General features: G+C 68.1%; 19 protein-coding genes and 1 tRNA gene. 11 read left to right on the forward strand and 9 right to left on the reverse strand.

Annotation, left to right across the window (positions count from 1 at the left end):
• Positions 1 to 36: 36 nt before the first annotated feature.
• Positions 37 to 1,116, reverse strand: coding sequence for a bifunctional DNA-binding transcriptional regulator/O6-methylguanine-DNA methyltransferase Ada (gene ada / locus L6Q21_RS01820; protein ID WP_237828747.1), 1,080 nt, complete (start codon positions 1,114 to 1,116; stop codon positions 37 to 39).
• Between the two features lie 173 nt (positions 1,117 to 1,289).
• On the opposite strand from ada, the gene L6Q21_RS01825 reads away from it, so the two are divergent.
• Both L6Q21_RS01825 and L6Q21_RS01830 read left to right on the forward strand, forming a co-directional pair.
• Entirely contained in the window at positions 1,290 to 1,559 is a 270-nt protein-coding gene (locus L6Q21_RS01825; protein ID WP_237828748.1) for a GlsB/YeaQ/YmgE family stress response membrane protein, read from the forward strand.
• Between the two features lie 29 nt (positions 1,560 to 1,588).
• The gene (locus L6Q21_RS01830) at positions 1,589 to 1,906 is read left to right on the forward strand and encodes a hypothetical protein (RefSeq protein WP_237828749.1); all 318 of its coding nucleotides are present in this window, start codon (positions 1,589 to 1,591) and stop codon (positions 1,904 to 1,906) included.
• Positions 1,907 to 1,976: 70 nt separating this feature from the next.
• Here the strand turns inward: L6Q21_RS01830 and L6Q21_RS01835 are convergent, their stop codons facing one another.
• Complete coding sequence (locus tag L6Q21_RS01835; protein WP_237828750.1) at positions 1,977 to 2,261, reverse strand: hypothetical protein; 285 nt, start codon at positions 2,259 to 2,261, stop codon at positions 1,977 to 1,979.
• A gap of 260 nt (positions 2,262 to 2,521) precedes the next feature.
• Between L6Q21_RS01835 and L6Q21_RS01840 the strand changes: the two genes are divergently transcribed.
• Positions 2,522 to 3,541, forward strand: a complete 1,020-nt coding sequence (locus L6Q21_RS01840) for a PAS domain S-box protein (protein WP_237828752.1) — start codon at positions 2,522 to 2,524, stop codon at positions 3,539 to 3,541.
• A gap of 109 nt (positions 3,542 to 3,650) precedes the next feature.
• On the opposite strand, the gene L6Q21_RS01845 is transcribed toward L6Q21_RS01840, so the two are convergent.
• The 3 genes from L6Q21_RS01845 to L6Q21_RS01855 form a co-directional block, all read right to left on the reverse strand.
• Positions 3,651 to 3,992: a hypothetical protein gene (locus L6Q21_RS01845; protein ID WP_237828753.1), complete on the reverse strand. Its 342-nt coding sequence runs from the start codon at positions 3,990 to 3,992 to the stop codon at positions 3,651 to 3,653.
• Between the two features lie 12 nt (positions 3,993 to 4,004).
• The gene (locus L6Q21_RS01850) at positions 4,005 to 4,202 is read right to left on the reverse strand and encodes a CsbD family protein (RefSeq protein WP_237828754.1); all 198 of its coding nucleotides are present in this window, start codon (positions 4,200 to 4,202) and stop codon (positions 4,005 to 4,007) included.
• A 139-nt stretch (positions 4,203 to 4,341) separates the two neighbouring features.
• Entirely contained in the window at positions 4,342 to 5,118 is a 777-nt protein-coding gene (locus L6Q21_RS01855; RefSeq protein ID WP_237828755.1) for a response regulator, read from the reverse strand.
• Positions 5,119 to 5,281: 163 nt separating this feature from the next.
• On the opposite strand from L6Q21_RS01855, the gene L6Q21_RS01860 reads away from it, so the two are divergent.
• From L6Q21_RS01860 to L6Q21_RS01875, 4 genes are read left to right on the forward strand one after another with little or no spacing between them, the layout of a single operon-like run.
• The gene (locus L6Q21_RS01860) at positions 5,282 to 5,530 is read left to right on the forward strand and encodes a NepR family anti-sigma factor (protein WP_237828756.1); all 249 of its coding nucleotides are present in this window, start codon (positions 5,282 to 5,284) and stop codon (positions 5,528 to 5,530) included.
• Positions 5,527 to 6,129, forward strand: a complete 603-nt coding sequence (locus L6Q21_RS01865; RefSeq protein ID WP_237828757.1) for a sigma-70 family RNA polymerase sigma factor — start codon at positions 5,527 to 5,529, stop codon at positions 6,127 to 6,129. The genes L6Q21_RS01860 and L6Q21_RS01865 overlap by 4 nt, the downstream gene beginning before the upstream one ends.
• The gene (locus L6Q21_RS18105) at positions 6,126 to 7,808 is read left to right on the forward strand and encodes a sensor histidine kinase (protein WP_237828759.1); all 1,683 of its coding nucleotides are present in this window, start codon (positions 6,126 to 6,128) and stop codon (positions 7,806 to 7,808) included. Before L6Q21_RS01865 ends, L6Q21_RS18105 begins: the two co-directional genes overlap by 4 nt.
• A gap of 36 nt (positions 7,809 to 7,844) precedes the next feature.
• Positions 7,845 to 8,012 carry a DUF1328 domain-containing protein gene (locus L6Q21_RS01875; RefSeq protein WP_237828760.1) on the forward strand — a complete coding sequence of 56 codons (168 nt, stop codon included), beginning with the start codon at positions 7,845 to 7,847 and terminating at the stop codon, positions 8,010 to 8,012.
• Positions 8,013 to 8,157: 145 nt separating this feature from the next.
• On the opposite strand, the gene L6Q21_RS01880 is transcribed toward L6Q21_RS01875, so the two are convergent.
• Positions 8,158 to 8,757 carry an NAD(P)H-dependent oxidoreductase gene (locus L6Q21_RS01880; RefSeq protein WP_237828761.1) on the reverse strand — a complete coding sequence of 200 codons (600 nt, stop codon included), beginning with the start codon at positions 8,755 to 8,757 and terminating at the stop codon, positions 8,158 to 8,160.
• Positions 8,758 to 8,891: 134 nt separating this feature from the next.
• On the opposite strand from L6Q21_RS01880, the gene L6Q21_RS01885 reads away from it, so the two are divergent.
• The gene (locus tag L6Q21_RS01885; protein WP_237828762.1) at positions 8,892 to 9,335 is read left to right on the forward strand and encodes an SRPBCC family protein; all 444 of its coding nucleotides are present in this window, start codon (positions 8,892 to 8,894) and stop codon (positions 9,333 to 9,335) included.
• 66 nt (positions 9,336 to 9,401) lie between these two features.
• Here L6Q21_RS01885 and L6Q21_RS01890 read toward each other — a convergent pair.
• Positions 9,402 to 9,477: transfer RNA gene (locus tag L6Q21_RS01890), tRNA-Ala, on the reverse strand.
• Positions 9,478 to 9,814: 337 nt separating this feature from the next.
• Between L6Q21_RS01890 and L6Q21_RS01895 the strand changes: the two genes are divergently transcribed.
• The 3 genes from L6Q21_RS01895 (at position 9,815) to L6Q21_RS01905 (ending at position 12,610) form a co-directional block, all read left to right on the forward strand.
• On the forward strand, positions 9,815 to 10,798 hold the full coding sequence (locus L6Q21_RS01895; RefSeq protein WP_336246219.1) for a Ppx/GppA phosphatase family protein: 984 nt from the start codon (positions 9,815 to 9,817) through the stop codon (positions 10,796 to 10,798).
• A complete protein-coding gene (locus tag L6Q21_RS01900) occupies positions 10,795 to 11,532 on the forward strand; it encodes an RlmE family RNA methyltransferase (protein ID WP_237828763.1) in 738 nt (245 codons plus the stop codon). The genes L6Q21_RS01895 and L6Q21_RS01900 overlap by 4 nt, the downstream gene beginning before the upstream one ends.
• Positions 11,533 to 11,638: 106 nt before the next feature.
• Positions 11,639 to 12,610 (forward strand): formylglycine-generating enzyme family protein, encoded by a 972-nt coding sequence (locus L6Q21_RS01905; RefSeq protein WP_237828764.1) that lies wholly within the window; start codon positions 11,639 to 11,641, stop codon positions 12,608 to 12,610.
• A gap of 56 nt (positions 12,611 to 12,666) precedes the next feature.
• On the opposite strand, the gene L6Q21_RS01910 is transcribed toward L6Q21_RS01905, so the two are convergent.
• Positions 12,667 to 14,265: an ATP-binding cassette domain-containing protein gene (locus tag L6Q21_RS01910; RefSeq protein ID WP_237828765.1), complete on the reverse strand. Its 1,599-nt coding sequence runs from the start codon at positions 14,263 to 14,265 to the stop codon at positions 12,667 to 12,669.
• Complete coding sequence (locus tag L6Q21_RS01915) at positions 14,262 to 15,830, reverse strand: ATP-binding cassette domain-containing protein (protein WP_237828767.1); 1,569 nt, start codon at positions 15,828 to 15,830, stop codon at positions 14,262 to 14,264. The genes L6Q21_RS01910 and L6Q21_RS01915 overlap by 4 nt, the downstream gene beginning before the upstream one ends.
• Positions 15,831 to 15,855: the final 25 nt, after the last annotated feature.

Consider the following 15,855-nt stretch of genomic DNA (forward strand, 5'->3'; position numbering starts at 1 on the left):
CGGCCCCCGTTCGGCCCCTACGCCAGGCGATCCGCTTCATCCGGAGGCGACCTCCCGCAAGAGCAGCGCCTGCTTGCGTTCCACGCCCCAGCGATAGCCGGAAAGCGAGCCGTCCGTGCGGATGACGCGGTGGCAGGGAATGGCGACGGCCATGCGGTTGGCGGCGCAGGCCCCCGCCACCGCGCGCGTGGCGGTTGGCGAGCCGATTCGCCTGGCAATGTCGGCGTAAGTCGCCGTCTCGCCCGGCGGTATGTCGCGCAGCGCTTGCCAGACCCGCTGCTGGAAGGCCGTGCCGCGCACATCGAGCGGCAGGTCGAGGCCGATCCCCGGCGCCTCCACGAACCCTATGACCTGCGCGACCAGATGCTCATAATCCGTATCGCCCCCGACCAGCCCGGCGTTCGGAAAGCGGTCCTGGAGGTCGCGGACCAGCGCATCGGGATCGTCGCCCAGCAGGATCGCGGCGACGCCCTTTTCGCTGGACGCCACCAGTATCGCCCCCAAGGCGCATTGGCCGACCGCGAAGCGCAATATCTCATGCCGGCCGCCGGTGCGATAGCGCCCGGGCACCATGCCGAGAAGGTCGGAGGATTGCGCATAGAATCGGCTGCTGGAATTGAACCCGGCCTCATGCATGGCGTTGGTCACGGGGCTTCCGCCGGACAGCTTCTCGCGCAGCTTTCCGGCCCGGTGCGCGGCGGCATAGGCGCGGGGGGTAAGGCCCGTTCCGGCCTTGAACAGCCGATGGAAATAGCCGGGGCTCAGTTGCACGGTGTCGGCCAGCTTCTGCAGCGGCACGATCTCCTGCGCCATTTCGATCAACCGGCAGGCCTGCTCCACCAGCGCGGCGTTTTGCGCGTCGAGAGAAGCACCTTCCGGATTGCAGCGCTTGCAGGGGCGGCAGCCGCTGGCGCGGGCGCTTTCCAGCGTATCGTGCAGCGTGACATTGCCGGGGTCGGCGCGGCGCGAAGGGCAGGATGGGCGGCAATAGACCCCTGTCGTCCTGACCGAATACCAGAACTGGCCGTCCGCGCTTGTGTCGCGGGCCAGCACCCGCGCCCAGCGCGGATCGCATGCAATATCCGGCCGGGCTGTTTCCATGGGCTTTGTCATCATCGCCACATCCTGGCGGCAAATCGTCGACGCCGCGCTCCGTTTCCTGCTTTCAAACCCGATATCGGTGCGCGGCCCATGCAGGAAGAGCAACCGCTCGGTGCGGCCTTTCCGGCAGCTCGCGGGAACCATTTCGCCCGTCGGCGGTTATTTCCCTCCGGGAAGGGAGAGGTTTGATGACGATTCTCTATATTCTGATTGTCGGCGGTATCATCGGCTGGCTTGCCAGCATCGTCATGCGGACCGACGGGCAGCAGGGAATCCTGCTGAATGTCGTCGTCGGTATCGTGGGCGCGATCCTGGCGGGCTTCATCGTCACGCCATTCCTGGGCGGTGCCCCCATCACCAGCGGCGCCTTCGATATCCGATCGCTGCTGGCTTCGTTCATAGGCGCCATCATCCTGCTCGCAATCGTCAACATGGTTCGCCGCGGCACGCCGCGCTGATCGGGAGACAATCGATGAATTTTCAGATCATGAAGTTCCACGCGCCTATCGCCGTTGCTGCCCTGCTTCTGGCCAGTGGCTGCTCCAATGCGGCCCAGAAGGAAGCCGAACGAGAAGCGAAGGCCCTGGAGAATCAGGCCGACGCCGTTCGCGCCGACACCGATTTGCAAGCCGAAGCCCTGGAAGACCGGGCGGACAGCCTCGACACGCATATCGATGGAACGGATACCGCGGGCGAGCGCGCGCTGGAGGAAAAAGCCGACCGCGTGCGCGATTCCGGAGAGAGGAAGGCGGATTCGCTGGAAAATCAGGCGGATGCCGTTCGGGATCGCGCAAAGGACAAATAAACCATCGCTTGAAAATGAATCACCCGGCCGGATTTCCTCCGGCCGGGTGATTGCCTTGTAAGCGCTGTCCTCAGCGCGGTTGGCCGGACACGCTTCCGTCCGCGGCTACCCGGACATTCACCGTTTTGCCGGATTGCACGGCGCGCGCCTTCCAGCCCTGCCCGTCGCGTTGCAGGTCGGTGATGTTGGTGTAGCCCGCTTCCATCAGCAGGCGCCGGGCCTGCGCCTCCTCGGTCGAGGCCGGCGCGGCCTCCTTGCCATATTGCGGGGCCGGCTCGGGAGGCATCGCCTCCTGCGCCATCGCCATCGTGGCGGGGCCGATCGCCAGGAACAGGCCGGGAATCCACTTTTTCATGACTGTCTCCTCTCTTGAACCCCCTGCGTCATAACCGCCGCGCTCGGACCAAGGTTCCAAGGCCCGGCCCGCCAGTCGCCGTGGGAACGGACCAGTCCAGCCGGCCGCTGCGCAGACTGGCGGGGGAAATGCGGCCAAGTCACCGATTTGCAGGCCAGCCGGGAGGGCGGAAAAAGCCGAAGTTCCTATGTTGTTCGCAAGACATTTGCACGCCTCCCATGTCTTCCGATATGCCGGAAGGAGGCCCGAAGGACGAAAATATGAATTCTGGAACGGAATATGGTCGGGCGGACGTCATACAGGGATTGAGTGAAAGAGCCTGGCTGGCGGCGATCGTCGAATCCTCGGACGATGCGATTGTCGGCAAGACATTGCAGGGCGTTATCCTGAGCTGGAACGGTGCCGCCGAACGACTGTTCGGCTATTCGGCCGAGGAGGCCATCGGTCGGCATATCTCCCTCATAATCCCCGAAGACCGGTTGAACGAGGAAAGCGAAATCCTCTCCCGGCTGAGCCAGGGGAAGAGCATTCGGCATTTCGAGACCTTGAGGCGCCACAAGGACGGCAGCCTGGTCGACATATCGCTCACCGTTTCGCCTGTCTGCGACGAGGAAGGCAGGGTCGTCGGCGCGTCGAAGATCGCGCGCGACATCCGGGATGCCCGCCGGCATGCGGAACAGCAGGCGCTGCTGCTGCGCGAAATGGGGCATCGTATCAAGAATCTGTTCGCGGTCATCTCGGGCCTGCTCTCGCTGAGCGCGCGCGACGCCGGGGATGTGGATGACCTGGTCCACAATTTCGCCGGCCGCGTGGCGGCGCTCGACCGCGCTCATGCCCTGACGATGCCAGACTCGGGCGCCGATCCCGTCGCCGCCGCTGTCGATGTCCGCGAGCTTCTGGCGACCATTGTCGCGCCCTACGAGCGCCGGGGTGCGGAATGCCGCTTCGTTGTCGACACCGATATCCTCGCCGGTGCCCGGTCGCTGCCGATGCTGGCGCTCATCGTGCACGAGCTTGCCACCAATGCGGCGAAATATGGCGCCCTTTCGCATGCGGATGGTCGGCTGGCTGTCAGCCTGAAGCATGTGGAGGGGGAGATATGGCTCGACTGGGTCGAGGCCGGTTGCCCCGCCGGGAAACCCGGCGAGATGCAGGAAGGCTTCGGCAGCCTGCTGTTGCGGACGGCGGCGCGCAGTCTCGGCGGACAGATAACCAGGCGATGGACCCAGGACGGATTAGTCGCGCAACTGAGGCTGCCATCCGCTACATTTGCGCAATAAATGCCGGTAGTCATGGCTTTTAAACCCATCTCGAACGCATAAAAATGGGCTGGTGCGCGTAAGGCGGCACCAGCCCAGTCAGGGTCGCATCCGCGAAGCGCGGACTGGTTCAGCCTCGGAGCGGAAGCAGGCGCTTCCAGTGGCTCCGCTCGACCTTCCCGTCCTCTTGCTCCGGCTGTCCTTCCAGCAGCTTGAGACTGGCGTTGACCCGGCGCAGCAGCTCGGCTTCCGCCGCTTCCCGCTTCTGGCCGGGGGCAATCATGCCCTCTCCATCGGCCTGCTGCCGATCCGCCAGATCCTGCGCCCATTCCGTCAGGAAACGCCGCTTCTGGGAAAGCGACAATTCGCGGTCCGCCAGGATGGTTTCCGGGTCGGCATAATAGGCTGCGGGATCGGCGAGCGCCGTTTCGAAGTCCGCGAGATCGCCTTCTTCGGCCTGAGCGGGGGTCATTTCCAATTCCTCTCAGTAGTCCGAGCTGAACTTGTCCAGCTGGCGCTCGGCCTCATCCTTGGCGATGCCATAGCGTTCCTGGATCTTGCCGATCATGATGTCGCGCTTTCCGGCGATTTCCGTCAGATCGTCATCCGTCAGCTTGCCCCATTGCTCCTTCACCTTTCCCGTAAGCTGGGTCCAGTTTCCCGAAATCCTATCCCAGTTCATGGCCGCTCCTTTCGATCATCCTGTCAGGAGGCGTCTGCGCCTCGGGAATGAAACCGGCGAAACGGGCCATTGTTTCCGGGCTGCCGACGGCTGGACGGCGAATTGCCACGCCCTGCCAACCCGGACGATTCCGGGCGGGTCAGGCCGGCGCGAACAGCGGCTGGCGGGCGAGGAGGGCCTGGCCGATCGTGGCCACCACCGCCTCCGCCTGGAACGGCTTGGTGACAAGATAGGTGGGCTCGGGCCGCTCGCCGGTCAGCAGCCTTTCCGGATAGGCGGTGATGAAGATGACGGGAACGTCCTGGCGGGCGAGAATATCGCCCACGGCATCGACGCCGGAAGAGCCGTCGGCCAGCTGGATGTCCGCCAGCACCAGATCGGGAAGCGTCCGCCCGGCTTCCTGCACCGCCTCCTCGCGGGTGATGGCGTTTGCGACCGTTTCATGCCCCATGTCGGCGACGATCTGTTCCAGATGCATGGCGATGATCGGTTCGTCCTCGATGATCAGCACGCGGGAGCGGATGGCCGCGGCGATGCGCGCCTTCATATCGGCGATCGCGGCCTCCATCTCGGTTGCGGAGATGTTGAGGATGCTGGCGGCCTCGGAGGAGGTGAAACCCTCGATCGCCGTCAGCATCAGCCCTTCGCGGCCATGGAGCGCCGCGCCTTCCGGCTCGGCGATGCCGGACGGCTGCAAGACCGGCGACCGGAAAAGATGGAACAGCCGGAACAATTCCAGCCGGGGGTTGGACGGATTGGTGTCGAGCCCGCCCGGATCGGCCAGCAAGGCCTCGAGCGCCGCGCGGACATAGGCGTCCCCGGCTTTCTGCGAGCCGGAGATCGCGCGCGCGTAGCGGCGCAGAAATGGCAGATGCGGGGCATAGGTGTGGCGCGCGCTCGTCTGATCGACCGTCATTCGATTCTCTCCGGCAGGAAGCTTCCACTGCGCAAAACCACGAGGATCGCTGCATGTTCCCGCGCTCCATCAATTTTTTTGCGACGGTGGGTGCCGGCACGGAACTTTCGCGCCACAGGGCGATTGTTGCCGGTTAAGATCGTGCAGGAGAAGAGAGCAGGCCATGGCTAAGGACGAAAAGGCGGGGGTCGGACGAGCCGTCGGAAGACGGGCGGATGATCCGATTGCCCTTGGCTTGCGCAAGCTGTGGGCGGATGTGGAGCAGGAAGACGTGCCTGACCATTTCCTCGACCTGCTGGACAGGATCGACGACCATCGCGCCACCGCGCCTTCGGAAAGCTCCGGGGCGGAGAATCCGGCCGCGACGGCGCTGGAGGACGGCCCCCGGCGGGCCGGAGGCGACCGGCTATGACCGCCGATCTCGTCTCCGTCTCGCGCACGGGCGTGGCCGGGGAGCCGCCGGAGCCGCCGGCCGAGAATGTCGCGGCGGCCGATGCCGAATTCCGCCGGGATCTCGTCGGCATCATCCCTTCGCTGCGGGCTTTTGCCCGCGGGCTGTGCGGTAATCGCGACCAGGCCGACGATCTGGCGCAGGAAGCGCTGGCGAAGGCCTGGGGGGCCCGCCGCACCTATACGCCCGGCACCAACTTTCGCGCCTGGATCTTCCGAATCCTGCGAAACCATTTCTACACCACCGCTGCGGTCGCGCGGCGTTTTACCAGCTACGACCCGGAAGCGGCGGAGCGGCTGCTGACCACCCCGCCCAACCAGGGCGGGGAACGCATGCTGGCCGATCTGCAGCGCGGCCTGCGGGCGCTGCCCGACGAGCAGCGCGAAGCGTTGCTGCTGCTGGAATCCGGCTTGCAGTGGGCGGAAATCGCCGATGTGGCCGGAGTGCCGCTGGGCACGGTCAAGAGCAGAATCACCCGTGGCCGTGCAGCGCTCAAGCGTTACATCGAGGGGCCGGAGGATAGGCCATCGGCTCGCGCGACCGCGGCGAATCCGGGGTGAGACCTCCGGACGCGGAGCCGGTCGAAGCAGCCCCATCCCCCCTCGTTTCCCTCGGCCGGCGGCTTGTAACCTTCCTCACCCGGCGGCGGCCGATCCATCAGGCCCTGCTGATCGTGCTGTCCCTGGCGCTTGTGCCGCTTGCGATTCTGGCGGCGATTCTGGGCGTGGACCGGCTTCTTAGCGATGTGCGCAGGGCCAATCAGGAACTGGGGGCAGCCGTGCTCCAGGCCGCTTCGCCGCAGATGAATCCGCTTCACCGCGTCCAGCCCCTTGTCGCCCTGCTGGACAGCCATCCGGCCATACGGGCAGGCCGCACCGAGGAATGCGCGAGCCTGCTGCACGCCGCCGGCGAGATGCTGGGGCCTTATGTGAAGCTGGTCGCCCTCGACGAGAAGGGGCGGGTCCGCTGCGGCGGCGAGGCGGGGCGGCAGATGACGGCGGGCGAATTGTGGCGGATGCCCCGCTCCGGCCCGCCTGCCAGCGGCCCATATGTCGTGGCGCTGGTCGATCTTGCGAAGCTGGCGAACTCCATCGAGCCGCCGCAGCGGCAGCGCGGCGCCTTTTCCCTGCTGGCCGACGGGAGCGGCAGGATATTGGCCGGCAAGGCGCCCGCGGGGCTGGACCCACTGCCCCTCGGCCCCGCGGCGGGCCAGCCGGGTTCGCTCGTCAATGCCGTGGGAGAGCGCTGGGCCTGGAGCCATGCCCCCCTGCATTCGGCCGAGCGGGCGGAGGACAGCCTGCATCTGGTCTTTGTCCGGCCGTGGATGGGCGGGCTCGCGGGGGACTGGTGGTTTTTCGCCAGTTCCTTCGCGCTGCCTCTGGCGGCCCTGCTGCTGACGTCCGTGGCGATCTGGGTGGGCGCCAACCACAGCATCCTGCGCTGGGTCACCGAGCTCAGGGGGATCACCGGCCTGATCGGCGAGGGGAATTACCGGCTTCCAGCCGAGCGGTTCGAGGAAGCGCCGCTGGAGATCCGGGCGCTCGCGGCGGATGCGCAGCGCATGGCCCGCACCATCGCCGAGCGCGACCGGACATTGACCGAGGCGCTGGAACGGCAAAAGGCGCTGACGCTGGAATTGAACCATCGCGTCCGCAACAATCTGCAGCTCATCTCCAGCTATCTGACGCTGCGGGCCGGAAACGCCGGCCAGGCGGAAATCGGCCCGCTGCGCGAATTGCGCCTGCGGGTGGGGGCGCTGACACTGGTGCATCGCCTGCTCTACCGCGATTTCGAGCGGGCGGCCGTGCGCGCGGATGTGCTGCTTCAGGGGCTTGTCGAGCTTGTGGCCACCGAGTTCGAAACGCAGGCGCTAACGGTCGACGCCCCTCCCGTCGCCGTCGGAATCGACAGCGCCGTGCCGCTGGCGCTCTGCGTGGTGGAGGTGGGCGCCTGGCTGCGCGAACCGGAATGCCTGGGCTGTCGCCTGCAATCGCTTTCGCTGCGGCTGGCGCAGGGCGAGGCGGCGCTGCATTTCGAAGTGGAGACAGACGCCGGGTCGACACGGGACTTGCCGGAACCGCCGAGGCTGCTCACGGCCTTCGCGCGGCAATTGGGTGGGCGGTTCCTGACGGTCGAGGACGACTGCGGCAGGATTTCGCTTTGCCTCATTTTTCCAGAATCGAGGCTTGATCAGGCCTTTCACCCGAATGTGGGAACAATTCGCAACGCCGGAGGTTGAATTCGCAAGAGGCAGGAAAAGGAAAGGAAGACTGCTATGCTGGGTTGGGCCATCGGCTTTCTGATCATTGCGCTGATTGCAGGCGTGTTCGGTTTCGGGGGTATCGCCTCCGCTTCGGCCGGAATGGCGCAGATATTGTTCTTCATCTTCGTCGTGCTGTTCATCGGAAGCCTGGTGATGTCGCTGATCCGGCGCGCGGGCTGAAACGCCAACGTCGGGCCACGGGCCTTCGCCCCCGACGCCCATGGCCGACGCAAAGGGGCGGCCCCGCCGAGACGCGGGGTCGCCCCTTTGGATATGCTGCGCAGCCGCTGGCTGCTTCGGCCACGCTCTTTTTCAGCAATCCCCGTCAGGCCTTGGGGCCGCGTCGCAGGCGAGAGGCGGACGAAGCGAGCTTTTCGACCTGCCGCCGCCAAGCGCCGATATTCTTCTCCACGCCGCCATGGCGCACCGGGCCGAAGCGAGCCACGCGCAGCGGCTTGAATCCGCAGAAGCCCAGAATCTGGCCGCGCCAGCGGCGCACCACCGGATTCCCATAGGCCCAGCGCAGATACCAGGATGGTGTGTCCGTGGTGATGAGCACATCGGCCGAACGGCCCGCAAGCAGCCGGTCCCAGAACGGATCGTCGCGATGATAGCGGAAGGCGAAGCCGGGCAGCAGCACCCGGTCGATCAGCCCCTTCAACTCGGCGGGCTCGCTGCCCCACCACATCGGAAAGGCGACGACGAGGTGATCGCAGGCGGCGATTGCGGCAGCGACGCGCTCGAGGTCCGGCTCCCATGGCTGAACGACCTTGTAGCCCTGCCGCAGAATCGGGTCGAAGGCGAGATCGCGCACCGCGATCCGCTCGACCTCCATATCGGCGCCGAGCCCGGCCTGATAATGGTCGAGCAAATGGGTGACGAGACGGCCTTCATCGGGATGGCCGTCGAGGATGAGAACGCGCATCGCCAGCTCCGGACATGGGGATGTAAGATATGAGGATTTAAGACTCGGGGCAAAATATCAGCCCGTCGGCGGAGCGTCGCCCTCCATATCCGGATGGGCTGCCCTGCCGGAATGCAAAGCGAGAGGAGAGGAACATGCCCGGCAGCATCCGACTTCACCGTGTCATCGCCGCGCCACCGGAAAAACTCTATCGCGCCTTTCTGGAAAGCGACGCGATCGCCAGCTGGCTTCCGCCTTATGGCTTCCTCTGCACCGTCCATGAGATGGACGCAAAAGTGGGCGGCGGCCACCGCATGTCCTTCCGGAACTTCACGACCGGAGCCAGCCATTCCTTCAGCGGCCGCTATCTCGAACTCGTGCCCGGGGAGCGTCTCGTCTATACGGACCGCTTCGACAACCCCGAGCTGCCGGGCGAGATGCGGGTCACGGTCGTCCTGAAGGCGGTACCCGCCGGCACAGACATCCGCATCGAGCAGGAAGGCGTGCCCGACGTGATTCCACCCGACGGCTGTTATCTCGGCTGGCAGGATTCCCTGCACAAGCTGGCAAGGCTGGTGGAGCCCGAGATCAACCAGTAGCCGGGCCGCGCATGATCCCGGTCGACCGGCGCAGGTTCGTCAGCAAGACCGATGTCGTGGAAGGCCTGGTGGAGACGAGGGGGATCGAACCCCTGACCTCAGCAGTGCGATTGCTGCGCTCTCCCATCTGAGCTACGTCCCCGTTCTCGTCCGAACGTCGGGGCCCAGGCCATGAGAAGGGCGGCCTATAGCGGCGAGCAGGGCCTTGCACAAGCCCGCGCGCGCAAGCTTTTGCCCGGCACTTGTGAATTCGTCGCATCCTGCTAGCTTCCTTCCCAAGTGCCTGAGGCGGTTGCCGCTTCAAGCGAGCCGGGACGACGACGATGGGCGAGTATCAACGTGCCGGGGCCGAGGCCCATGGCGCAATCCGGCGGCCGGGAGAGGCCGCCGAGGAAAGTGCAGGCCCCGAAGGGCGAGAGCGGCCCGGCCGCTTGCATGCCGGGCAACCTTTCCTGAGAAGCGGCCCAGCCAGCCGGAGCGTGTTCGGAGCCCTCGACCTCGGCACCAACAACTGTCGGCTGCTGATCGCCCGGCGCAGCCATGGCGACGACGGCGAGTTCCAGGTGATCGACGCCTATTCGCGGATCGTGCGGCTGGGCGAGGGCCTGCTGCAATCGGGCCGCCTGTCCGACGCGGCGATGGACCGGGCCGTGGCCGCCCTTTCCGCCTGCGCCGACAAGCTGGCGCGGCGCGGCGTCACCCAGGTGCGCAGCGTGGCGACCGAGGCCTGCCGCCGCGCCGTCAACGGCCCGGAGTTCGTGCGCCGGGTCTATGAGGAGACCGGCCTCGCCCTCGACGTCATCACCCCGGCGGAAGAAGCGCGGCTGGCGGTCCTGGGCTGCCAGACGCTGATCGACCGGACGGCGCGACGCACGCTGGTGTTCGACATCGGCGGCGGTTCCACGGAAGTGGTGCTGCTGGAGCGGACCAGGGGCGACAAGCCCCGCGCCCCCGCCTTCCGGATGGAGGCCTGGGTGAGCGTGCCCTGGGGGGTCGTGTCGCTGGGGGAAACGGAATTGGCGGATGCCGGAGACCCGGCGCTGCGCATGGAAGCCTATGAGCGGATGAAGGCGCGGGTCGCCGAACATCTGAAGCCGCTGGTGAACCGTATGCGCGGGGACGTGCAGCTGCTCGGCGCCTCCGGCACGGTCACCACGCTCGCCAGCCTCAACATGGGGCTGCCGCAATATGACAGGCGGCAGGTGGACGGCTCCCTGGCTTCCACCACGGAACTGGTGGCGCTGAGCCATGGTCTCGCACGCAAGTCGCCCGAAGAGCGCGCCGCCATTCCCGGCGTCGGCACGGACCGGGCCGACCTGGTGGTGGCGGGGGCGGCGATCCTGGAGGCTCTGATCGACCTTGGCAGCGCGCCGCGGCTTCGAGTCGCCGACCGGGGAATTCGCGAAGGGATATTGCGCAGCATGATCGTGCGCACGGATGCCGCTGTGGCGGTGCGGGCATGAGCGGGCCGGCAAGAGGCGGCGGCGGGGGTGGTGGCACGGGCAGTGGCGGCAGCCGCAGCACCGGCGGGCGCTCTCTGGGGGGGCGCAACCGGCTGAAGAACCGGCGCGGCCGCTCGGCCAGCTCGGCCCGCTGGCTGGAGCGGCAGTTGAACGACCCCTATGTGAAGCGCGCGCATCTGGAAGGCTGGCGCGCCCGCGCCGCCTTCAAGCTGATGGAACTGGATGAGCGCTTCCACCTGCTGCAGGGCGCCGACCGCATCGTCGATCTGGGCGCGGCGCCGGGTAGCTGGACGCAGGTGGCGCTGAAGCGCCGGCCGAAGGCGAAGATCATCGGCATCGACCTGCTGGAGGTGGAGCCCATCGCCGGGCTGGAGTTCGTGCAGGGCGATTTCCTGGAAGACGGCATGGATGAACGGCTGATCGCCATGCTAGGCGGCCAGGCCGATCTGGTGATGTCCGACATGGCGGCGAACACCGTCGGCCATCCGGCGACGGATCATCTGCGCACCATGGCGCTGGTGGAGGCGGCCGCCGACTTCGCCATGCGGGTGCTGAAGCCGGATGGCGCCTTCGTGGCGAAGGTGCTGGGGGGCGGGGCGGAAGGCGCGCTGGTCGCGGAGCTGAAGCGCCGCTTCGCCAGCGTGAAGCACGCCAAGCCGCCGGCCAGCCGCAAGGATTCCTCCGAGACGTTCCTGGTCGCGACCGGCTTCAAGGGCGAAGCGTCGCCGGCCTGAGGCGCGGCCGGCTTTTTTGCCCGCTTTGGGCCGGGGCAGATGCAAAGGGCATTGCGGGCCGGCCTTTCCCCCGTCCATTAAGGCGGCCGACGAGAGGAAGCCCGCCATGACCCTATCCACCGACGACATGGCCACCCAAGACATGGCCACCCAAGACATGGCCTGGATTCCGGGCGGGCGCTTCCGCATGGGCTCGGACCGGCACTATCCCGAGGAAGCGCCCGCGCATGAGGTGGAAGTGTCCGGCTTCTGGATGGACCGGACTCCGGTCACCAACCGCCAGTTCGCGGCCTTCGTGGAGGCGACGGGCTATGTGACCATGGCCGAGGTGCCGCCCCGGGCCGAGGATTATCCCGGCGCCGACCCGGCCATGCTGGTGGCGGCCAGCCTCGTCTTCACGCCGCCGCCCGGCCCGGTCAGCCTCGACGACTGGAGCCAGTGGTGGGCCTGGACTCCGGGCGCCAGCTGGAAGCATCCGTTGGGGCCGGCGAGCAGCCTCGATGGGCTGATGCAGCATCCTGTGGTGCATGTCTGCCACCATGATGCAGCCGCTTATGCCGAATGGGCCGGCAAGTCGTTGCCGACCGAGGCGGAGTGGGAATTCGCCGGCTGGGGTGGAAACGCCGGGCGGGAATTCGCCTGGGGCGACGAGCTGACGCTGGGTGGCCGGCATATGGCGAACGTCTTTCAGGGCCGCTTCCCCTATTTCAACAGCCTGGAGGACGGGTTCGAGCGCACCTCGCCCGTCGGCAGCTTCCCCGCCAATGCCTTCGGCCTTTCCGACATGATCGGCAATGTCTGGGAGTGGACGCAGGACTGGTATGCCCCGCGCCACGAAGGCCAGCCGCAGGGCAAGAGCTGCTGCGTGCCCAGCAACCCGCGCGGCGCGGCGATCGACGGCAGCTACGATCCCGAGATGCCCGACATCCGCATCCCGAGGAAAGTGCTGAAGGGCGGATCGCATCTGTGCACGCCCGATTACTGCCGTCGCTACCGCCCGGCCGCCCGCCACGCGCAGATGCTGGACAGTTCCATGAGCCATCTGGGCTTTCGCTGCATTCGGCGCCCGGCGAACTGAAGCTCAGCCGCCAGCCGCAGACGAGCAGGCCGGCCGGCGAGGATTGTCGTTCCGCGTCAGCCGAGGTTGAGGCACCGTCCGGCCAAACCCACGATCGCCGGCCGGTGGCTGGCGATCAACGCCCCGGCGCCGGTGGCGGAGAGCCATTCGCCAAGCCGCCGGGCCAGTTCCGCCTCGGTCCGGGAGTCCAGGCCTTCGCTGGGCTCGTCGAGCAGCAGCCAGGGGCGGCCCGCCAGCAGCGCCCGCGCCAGCGCCAGCCGCTTGCGCTGCCCGCCCGACAGGCGCGCGCCGCCATCGCCCAGCCAGGTGAGAAGCCCTTCGGGCAGGGCGCGCACTTCGTCCGCCAGGCAGGCGGTTTCGAGGGCGGCCCAAAGCGCCTCCTCGGTCAGCCCCGGGCGAGCCAGGCGCAGATTGTCGGCCACCGTGCCGGCGATCAGCACCGGGTCTTGCGGCGAAAGCGCGAACTGGCGGCTGAGGTCGGCGAAGGCGAGGGCGCGCGGATCCTCCCCGCCCACCCGCAAGGCTTGCGGCGCGTCGGCGCGCAGGCCGGCGAAGCTTTCCAATATCCGCGTCTTGCCGCTGCCCGAACGGCCGGTGAGCGCCAGCCTATCGCCCGGTATCAGGCGAAGCGCGTCTATTGCCAGCGGCTGCGGCTGACTGGCGGCCGGCAAGGATTTCGCCGGTGCGTCGGCAGCCTGCGCCGCCAGCGCTTCCAGCTGCCGAAGCCCGGTGCGGGTGCGGCTTTCTTCCAGCCGTGCCCGGATCGGTCCACCCAATATCTCGCACGCGGCCAGCACGGCGAGCGCGGCGGCCGCCACCAGCGGCGCGGAGCCGGTGCCGAGCAGCAGGACCAGCGCCGCCATCAGCGGCCCGGCGGCCGTCAGCAGCCCGGTGGCGAGCGCCGTTCCGCTCGCCGCGCGGCGCCGGGCCATGTCCATTTGCGCGGCCGTCCGCTGCAACCGCCCGGCGGCTTCCGCTGCGAGCCCATAGACGGCGATTTCCGGGCCGGCCGCCAGCATGTCGGCCATTTCCGCCTTCAATTGCCCCAGCAGCCGCTGCGCCTCTTCCGCCGGCGCATCCACCCGCCACCGCGCCACCGCTGCCACCGCCGGCGGCAAGGTCAGGAACAGCGCAGCCAGAGCCGGAACGGCCCATGGGCTGGCAGCGCCGGCCAGCAGCAGGGCGAAGGCCGCCGAGGCGAGCGCCGCCGGCCGCGCGGGCGTGCGGACGATCCGGTCCTCCAGCGCATCGACATCGCCCGTCAGCCGCGCCGCGGCCTCTCCGTTCGACAGAACCCGTGCCCGGCGCGGATCCAGCGCCGCCACCTGCGCCATCAGATCCACCCGCACCGCCGCCAGCGTCCTGAGCGCCGCCCGGTGCGACAGCAACCGCTCGAAATAGCGGCCGCCGGTGCGGGCGACGGCGGACAGCCGGATGAAAGCGCTGGGCACGAGATAGTTGAAAGCCAGAACCGCGCCGCCCCCCGCCAGCCCGGCAAGGCCGGCGCCGGTCAGGAACCAGCCGGACAGGCCCAGCAGCAATGTCGCCGCCAGCGCCGCCGCCACGGCCGCGAAGATCGCCCCGCGCAGCGCGCTTTTCTGGCCCGCCATCCGCCCGGCGACGAGCGCTTCCAGATCCTGTTCGGGCGCACTCATGAAAGCCGGACCCGCTGGTCGGCCAGCACTGCGAGCGCCTCGTCGTGCGTGGCGACCACCAGCGCCCGGCTTCCAGCCATTGCCCGCAATGCCTCACGCACATGCGCGGCGCTTTCCGCATCGAGGTCGGCGGTCGGCTCGTCCAGCAGCAGAAGCGGCCGGCCAGAAAGCAGGGCGCGGGCCACGCCGATCCGCCGCCGCTCGCCACCGGAAAGGCCGGAACCGGCCCAGTCGATCCGGGCCTGAAGCCCGCGCGTGGCCAGCAGTTCGTCGAGCGCCGCCGCCCTTGCCGTCGCGAGGATTGCCGCCTCGGCGGCGTCGGGCGCGGCGAGGGCGAGATTCGAAGCCAGGCTGCCGGACAGGATCAGCGGCCGCTGCCCCGCCCAGCCGAGCGGCGGCACGCCGCCGGCCGCCCATTCGAGGGCACCGGATTCCAGCGGCACCCGCCCGGCCAGCGCCGCCAGCAGCGTGGACTTGCCCGAACCGGTCGGCCCGACAAGCACGGTCAAGCCCGTGGCGGCGATCGCGAACGTCACCGGGCCGATCACCGGTCCGTCTGGGTGGCGTGCGACGAGATCGCGCGCGGAAACGCCGGCAAACTGTTCTGCCCTCGGCAGCGGCGGCGGGGATTCCGCCCGCGTTGCCAGCGCCTCCCGCGCCGCCTCCCCCATCTGCTTGTCGTGATAGGCGGCGGCGAGCCGCCGCATCGGCAGGTAGAATTCCGGCGCCATCGCCAGCGCGAAGAAGGCCGCCACCAGCCCCAGCCGCTCGGGAACCGGGAATGGCAATATGCCGAGCAGGTTGAAGCCGGCGTAGATCGCCACCAGCGCCACGGCGATCGCCGCGAAGAACTCGATGATCCCGCCCGACAGGAAGGCGACCCGCAAGGTGGCGAGCGTGCGGTCCGCCACCTCGGTCGAGGCGTCGGCCATCTGCCGCAGCACCCGCTCCTCGGCCTGGAAATGGCGGATTTCGGGAAGCGCCCGCAGCCTGTCCAGGAACAGGCCGTTCAGATGGCGGATGGCGCCCAGTTGCCGGTCCGCCGCCGTGCGCGCGGCCGTGCCCGCCAGCGCCATCCCCATGGCGAAAGGCGGCAGGGTGAAAACAAGGATCGCCGCCGAAACCGGGCTCTGGAAGGCCACCAACAGGGCGACCAGCAGCGGCGCGACGACGGCCGCCGTGCGCATCGGGCGGAAGCGCGCCTCGAACCCCTCCAGCATTTCCACGCTGTCGATGGCGCGCGCCATTTCCGCGCCGGCCAGCCGGCCGGCCGGTGGCGCCTCCAGCAGCGCCCGCCAGTGCCGCGCACGCTCCGCCGCCTTCAGGCGCATAGCATCTGCCATCCCCAGATCGGCCGCCAGCCATTGCGCCCCGGCGCGCGCCAACCCGCCGGCCAGCAGCAACAGCATCGCCATCCAGAGCGGGGGCACCGCCACACCCGAAACATGCCCCACCCCCAGCGCAAGCCCGGCCGCCACCAGCCCGGCGCCCAGCACGTCGCCCATCCACGCGAAAGCGGCCGCATGGCTTCCATGCAGGTGGGTGCGCTGTTCTGACACCTTCACTTCGCCATTTCGAAAATTAGGAAAG

Origin of the sequence: Sandaracinobacteroides sayramensis, assembly GCF_022014495.1 — a bacterium.
Classification (GTDB): Bacteria; Pseudomonadota; Alphaproteobacteria; order Sphingomonadales; family Sphingomonadaceae; genus Sandaracinobacteroides; species Sandaracinobacteroides sayramense.

Coding starts and splice junctions, on each gene's coding strand:
- ada (WP_237828747.1), bottom strand. CDS start 1,116: ATGATGACAAAGCCCATGGAAACAGCCCGGCCGGATATTGCATGCGAT.
- L6Q21_RS01825 (WP_237828748.1), top strand. CDS start 1,290: ATGACGATTCTCTATATTCTGATTGTCGGCGGTATCATCGGCTGGCTT.
- L6Q21_RS01830 (WP_237828749.1), top strand. CDS start 1,589: ATGAAGTTCCACGCGCCTATCGCCGTTGCTGCCCTGCTTCTGGCCAGT.
- L6Q21_RS01835 (WP_237828750.1), bottom strand. CDS start 2,261: ATGAAAAAGTGGATTCCCGGCCTGTTCCTGGCGATCGGCCCCGCCACG.
- L6Q21_RS01840 (WP_237828752.1), top strand. CDS start 2,522: ATGAATTCTGGAACGGAATATGGTCGGGCGGACGTCATACAGGGATTG.
- L6Q21_RS01845 (WP_237828753.1), bottom strand. CDS start 3,992: ATGACCCCCGCTCAGGCCGAAGAAGGCGATCTCGCGGACTTCGAAACG.
- L6Q21_RS01850 (WP_237828754.1), bottom strand. CDS start 4,202: ATGAACTGGGATAGGATTTCGGGAAACTGGACCCAGCTTACGGGAAAG.
- L6Q21_RS01855 (WP_237828755.1), bottom strand. CDS start 5,118: ATGACGGTCGATCAGACGAGCGCGCGCCACACCTATGCCCCGCATCTG.
- L6Q21_RS01860 (WP_237828756.1), top strand. CDS start 5,282: ATGGCTAAGGACGAAAAGGCGGGGGTCGGACGAGCCGTCGGAAGACGG.
- L6Q21_RS01865 (WP_237828757.1), top strand. CDS start 5,527: ATGACCGCCGATCTCGTCTCCGTCTCGCGCACGGGCGTGGCCGGGGAG.
- L6Q21_RS01875 (WP_237828760.1), top strand. CDS start 7,845: ATGCTGGGTTGGGCCATCGGCTTTCTGATCATTGCGCTGATTGCAGGC.
- L6Q21_RS01880 (WP_237828761.1), bottom strand. CDS start 8,757: ATGCGCGTTCTCATCCTCGACGGCCATCCCGATGAAGGCCGTCTCGTC.
- L6Q21_RS01885 (WP_237828762.1), top strand. CDS start 8,892: ATGCCCGGCAGCATCCGACTTCACCGTGTCATCGCCGCGCCACCGGAA.
- L6Q21_RS01900 (WP_237828763.1), top strand. CDS start 10,795: ATGAGCGGGCCGGCAAGAGGCGGCGGCGGGGGTGGTGGCACGGGCAGT.
- L6Q21_RS01905 (WP_237828764.1), top strand. CDS start 11,639: ATGACCCTATCCACCGACGACATGGCCACCCAAGACATGGCCACCCAA.
- L6Q21_RS01910 (WP_237828765.1), bottom strand. CDS start 14,265: ATGAGTGCGCCCGAACAGGATCTGGAAGCGCTCGTCGCCGGGCGGATG.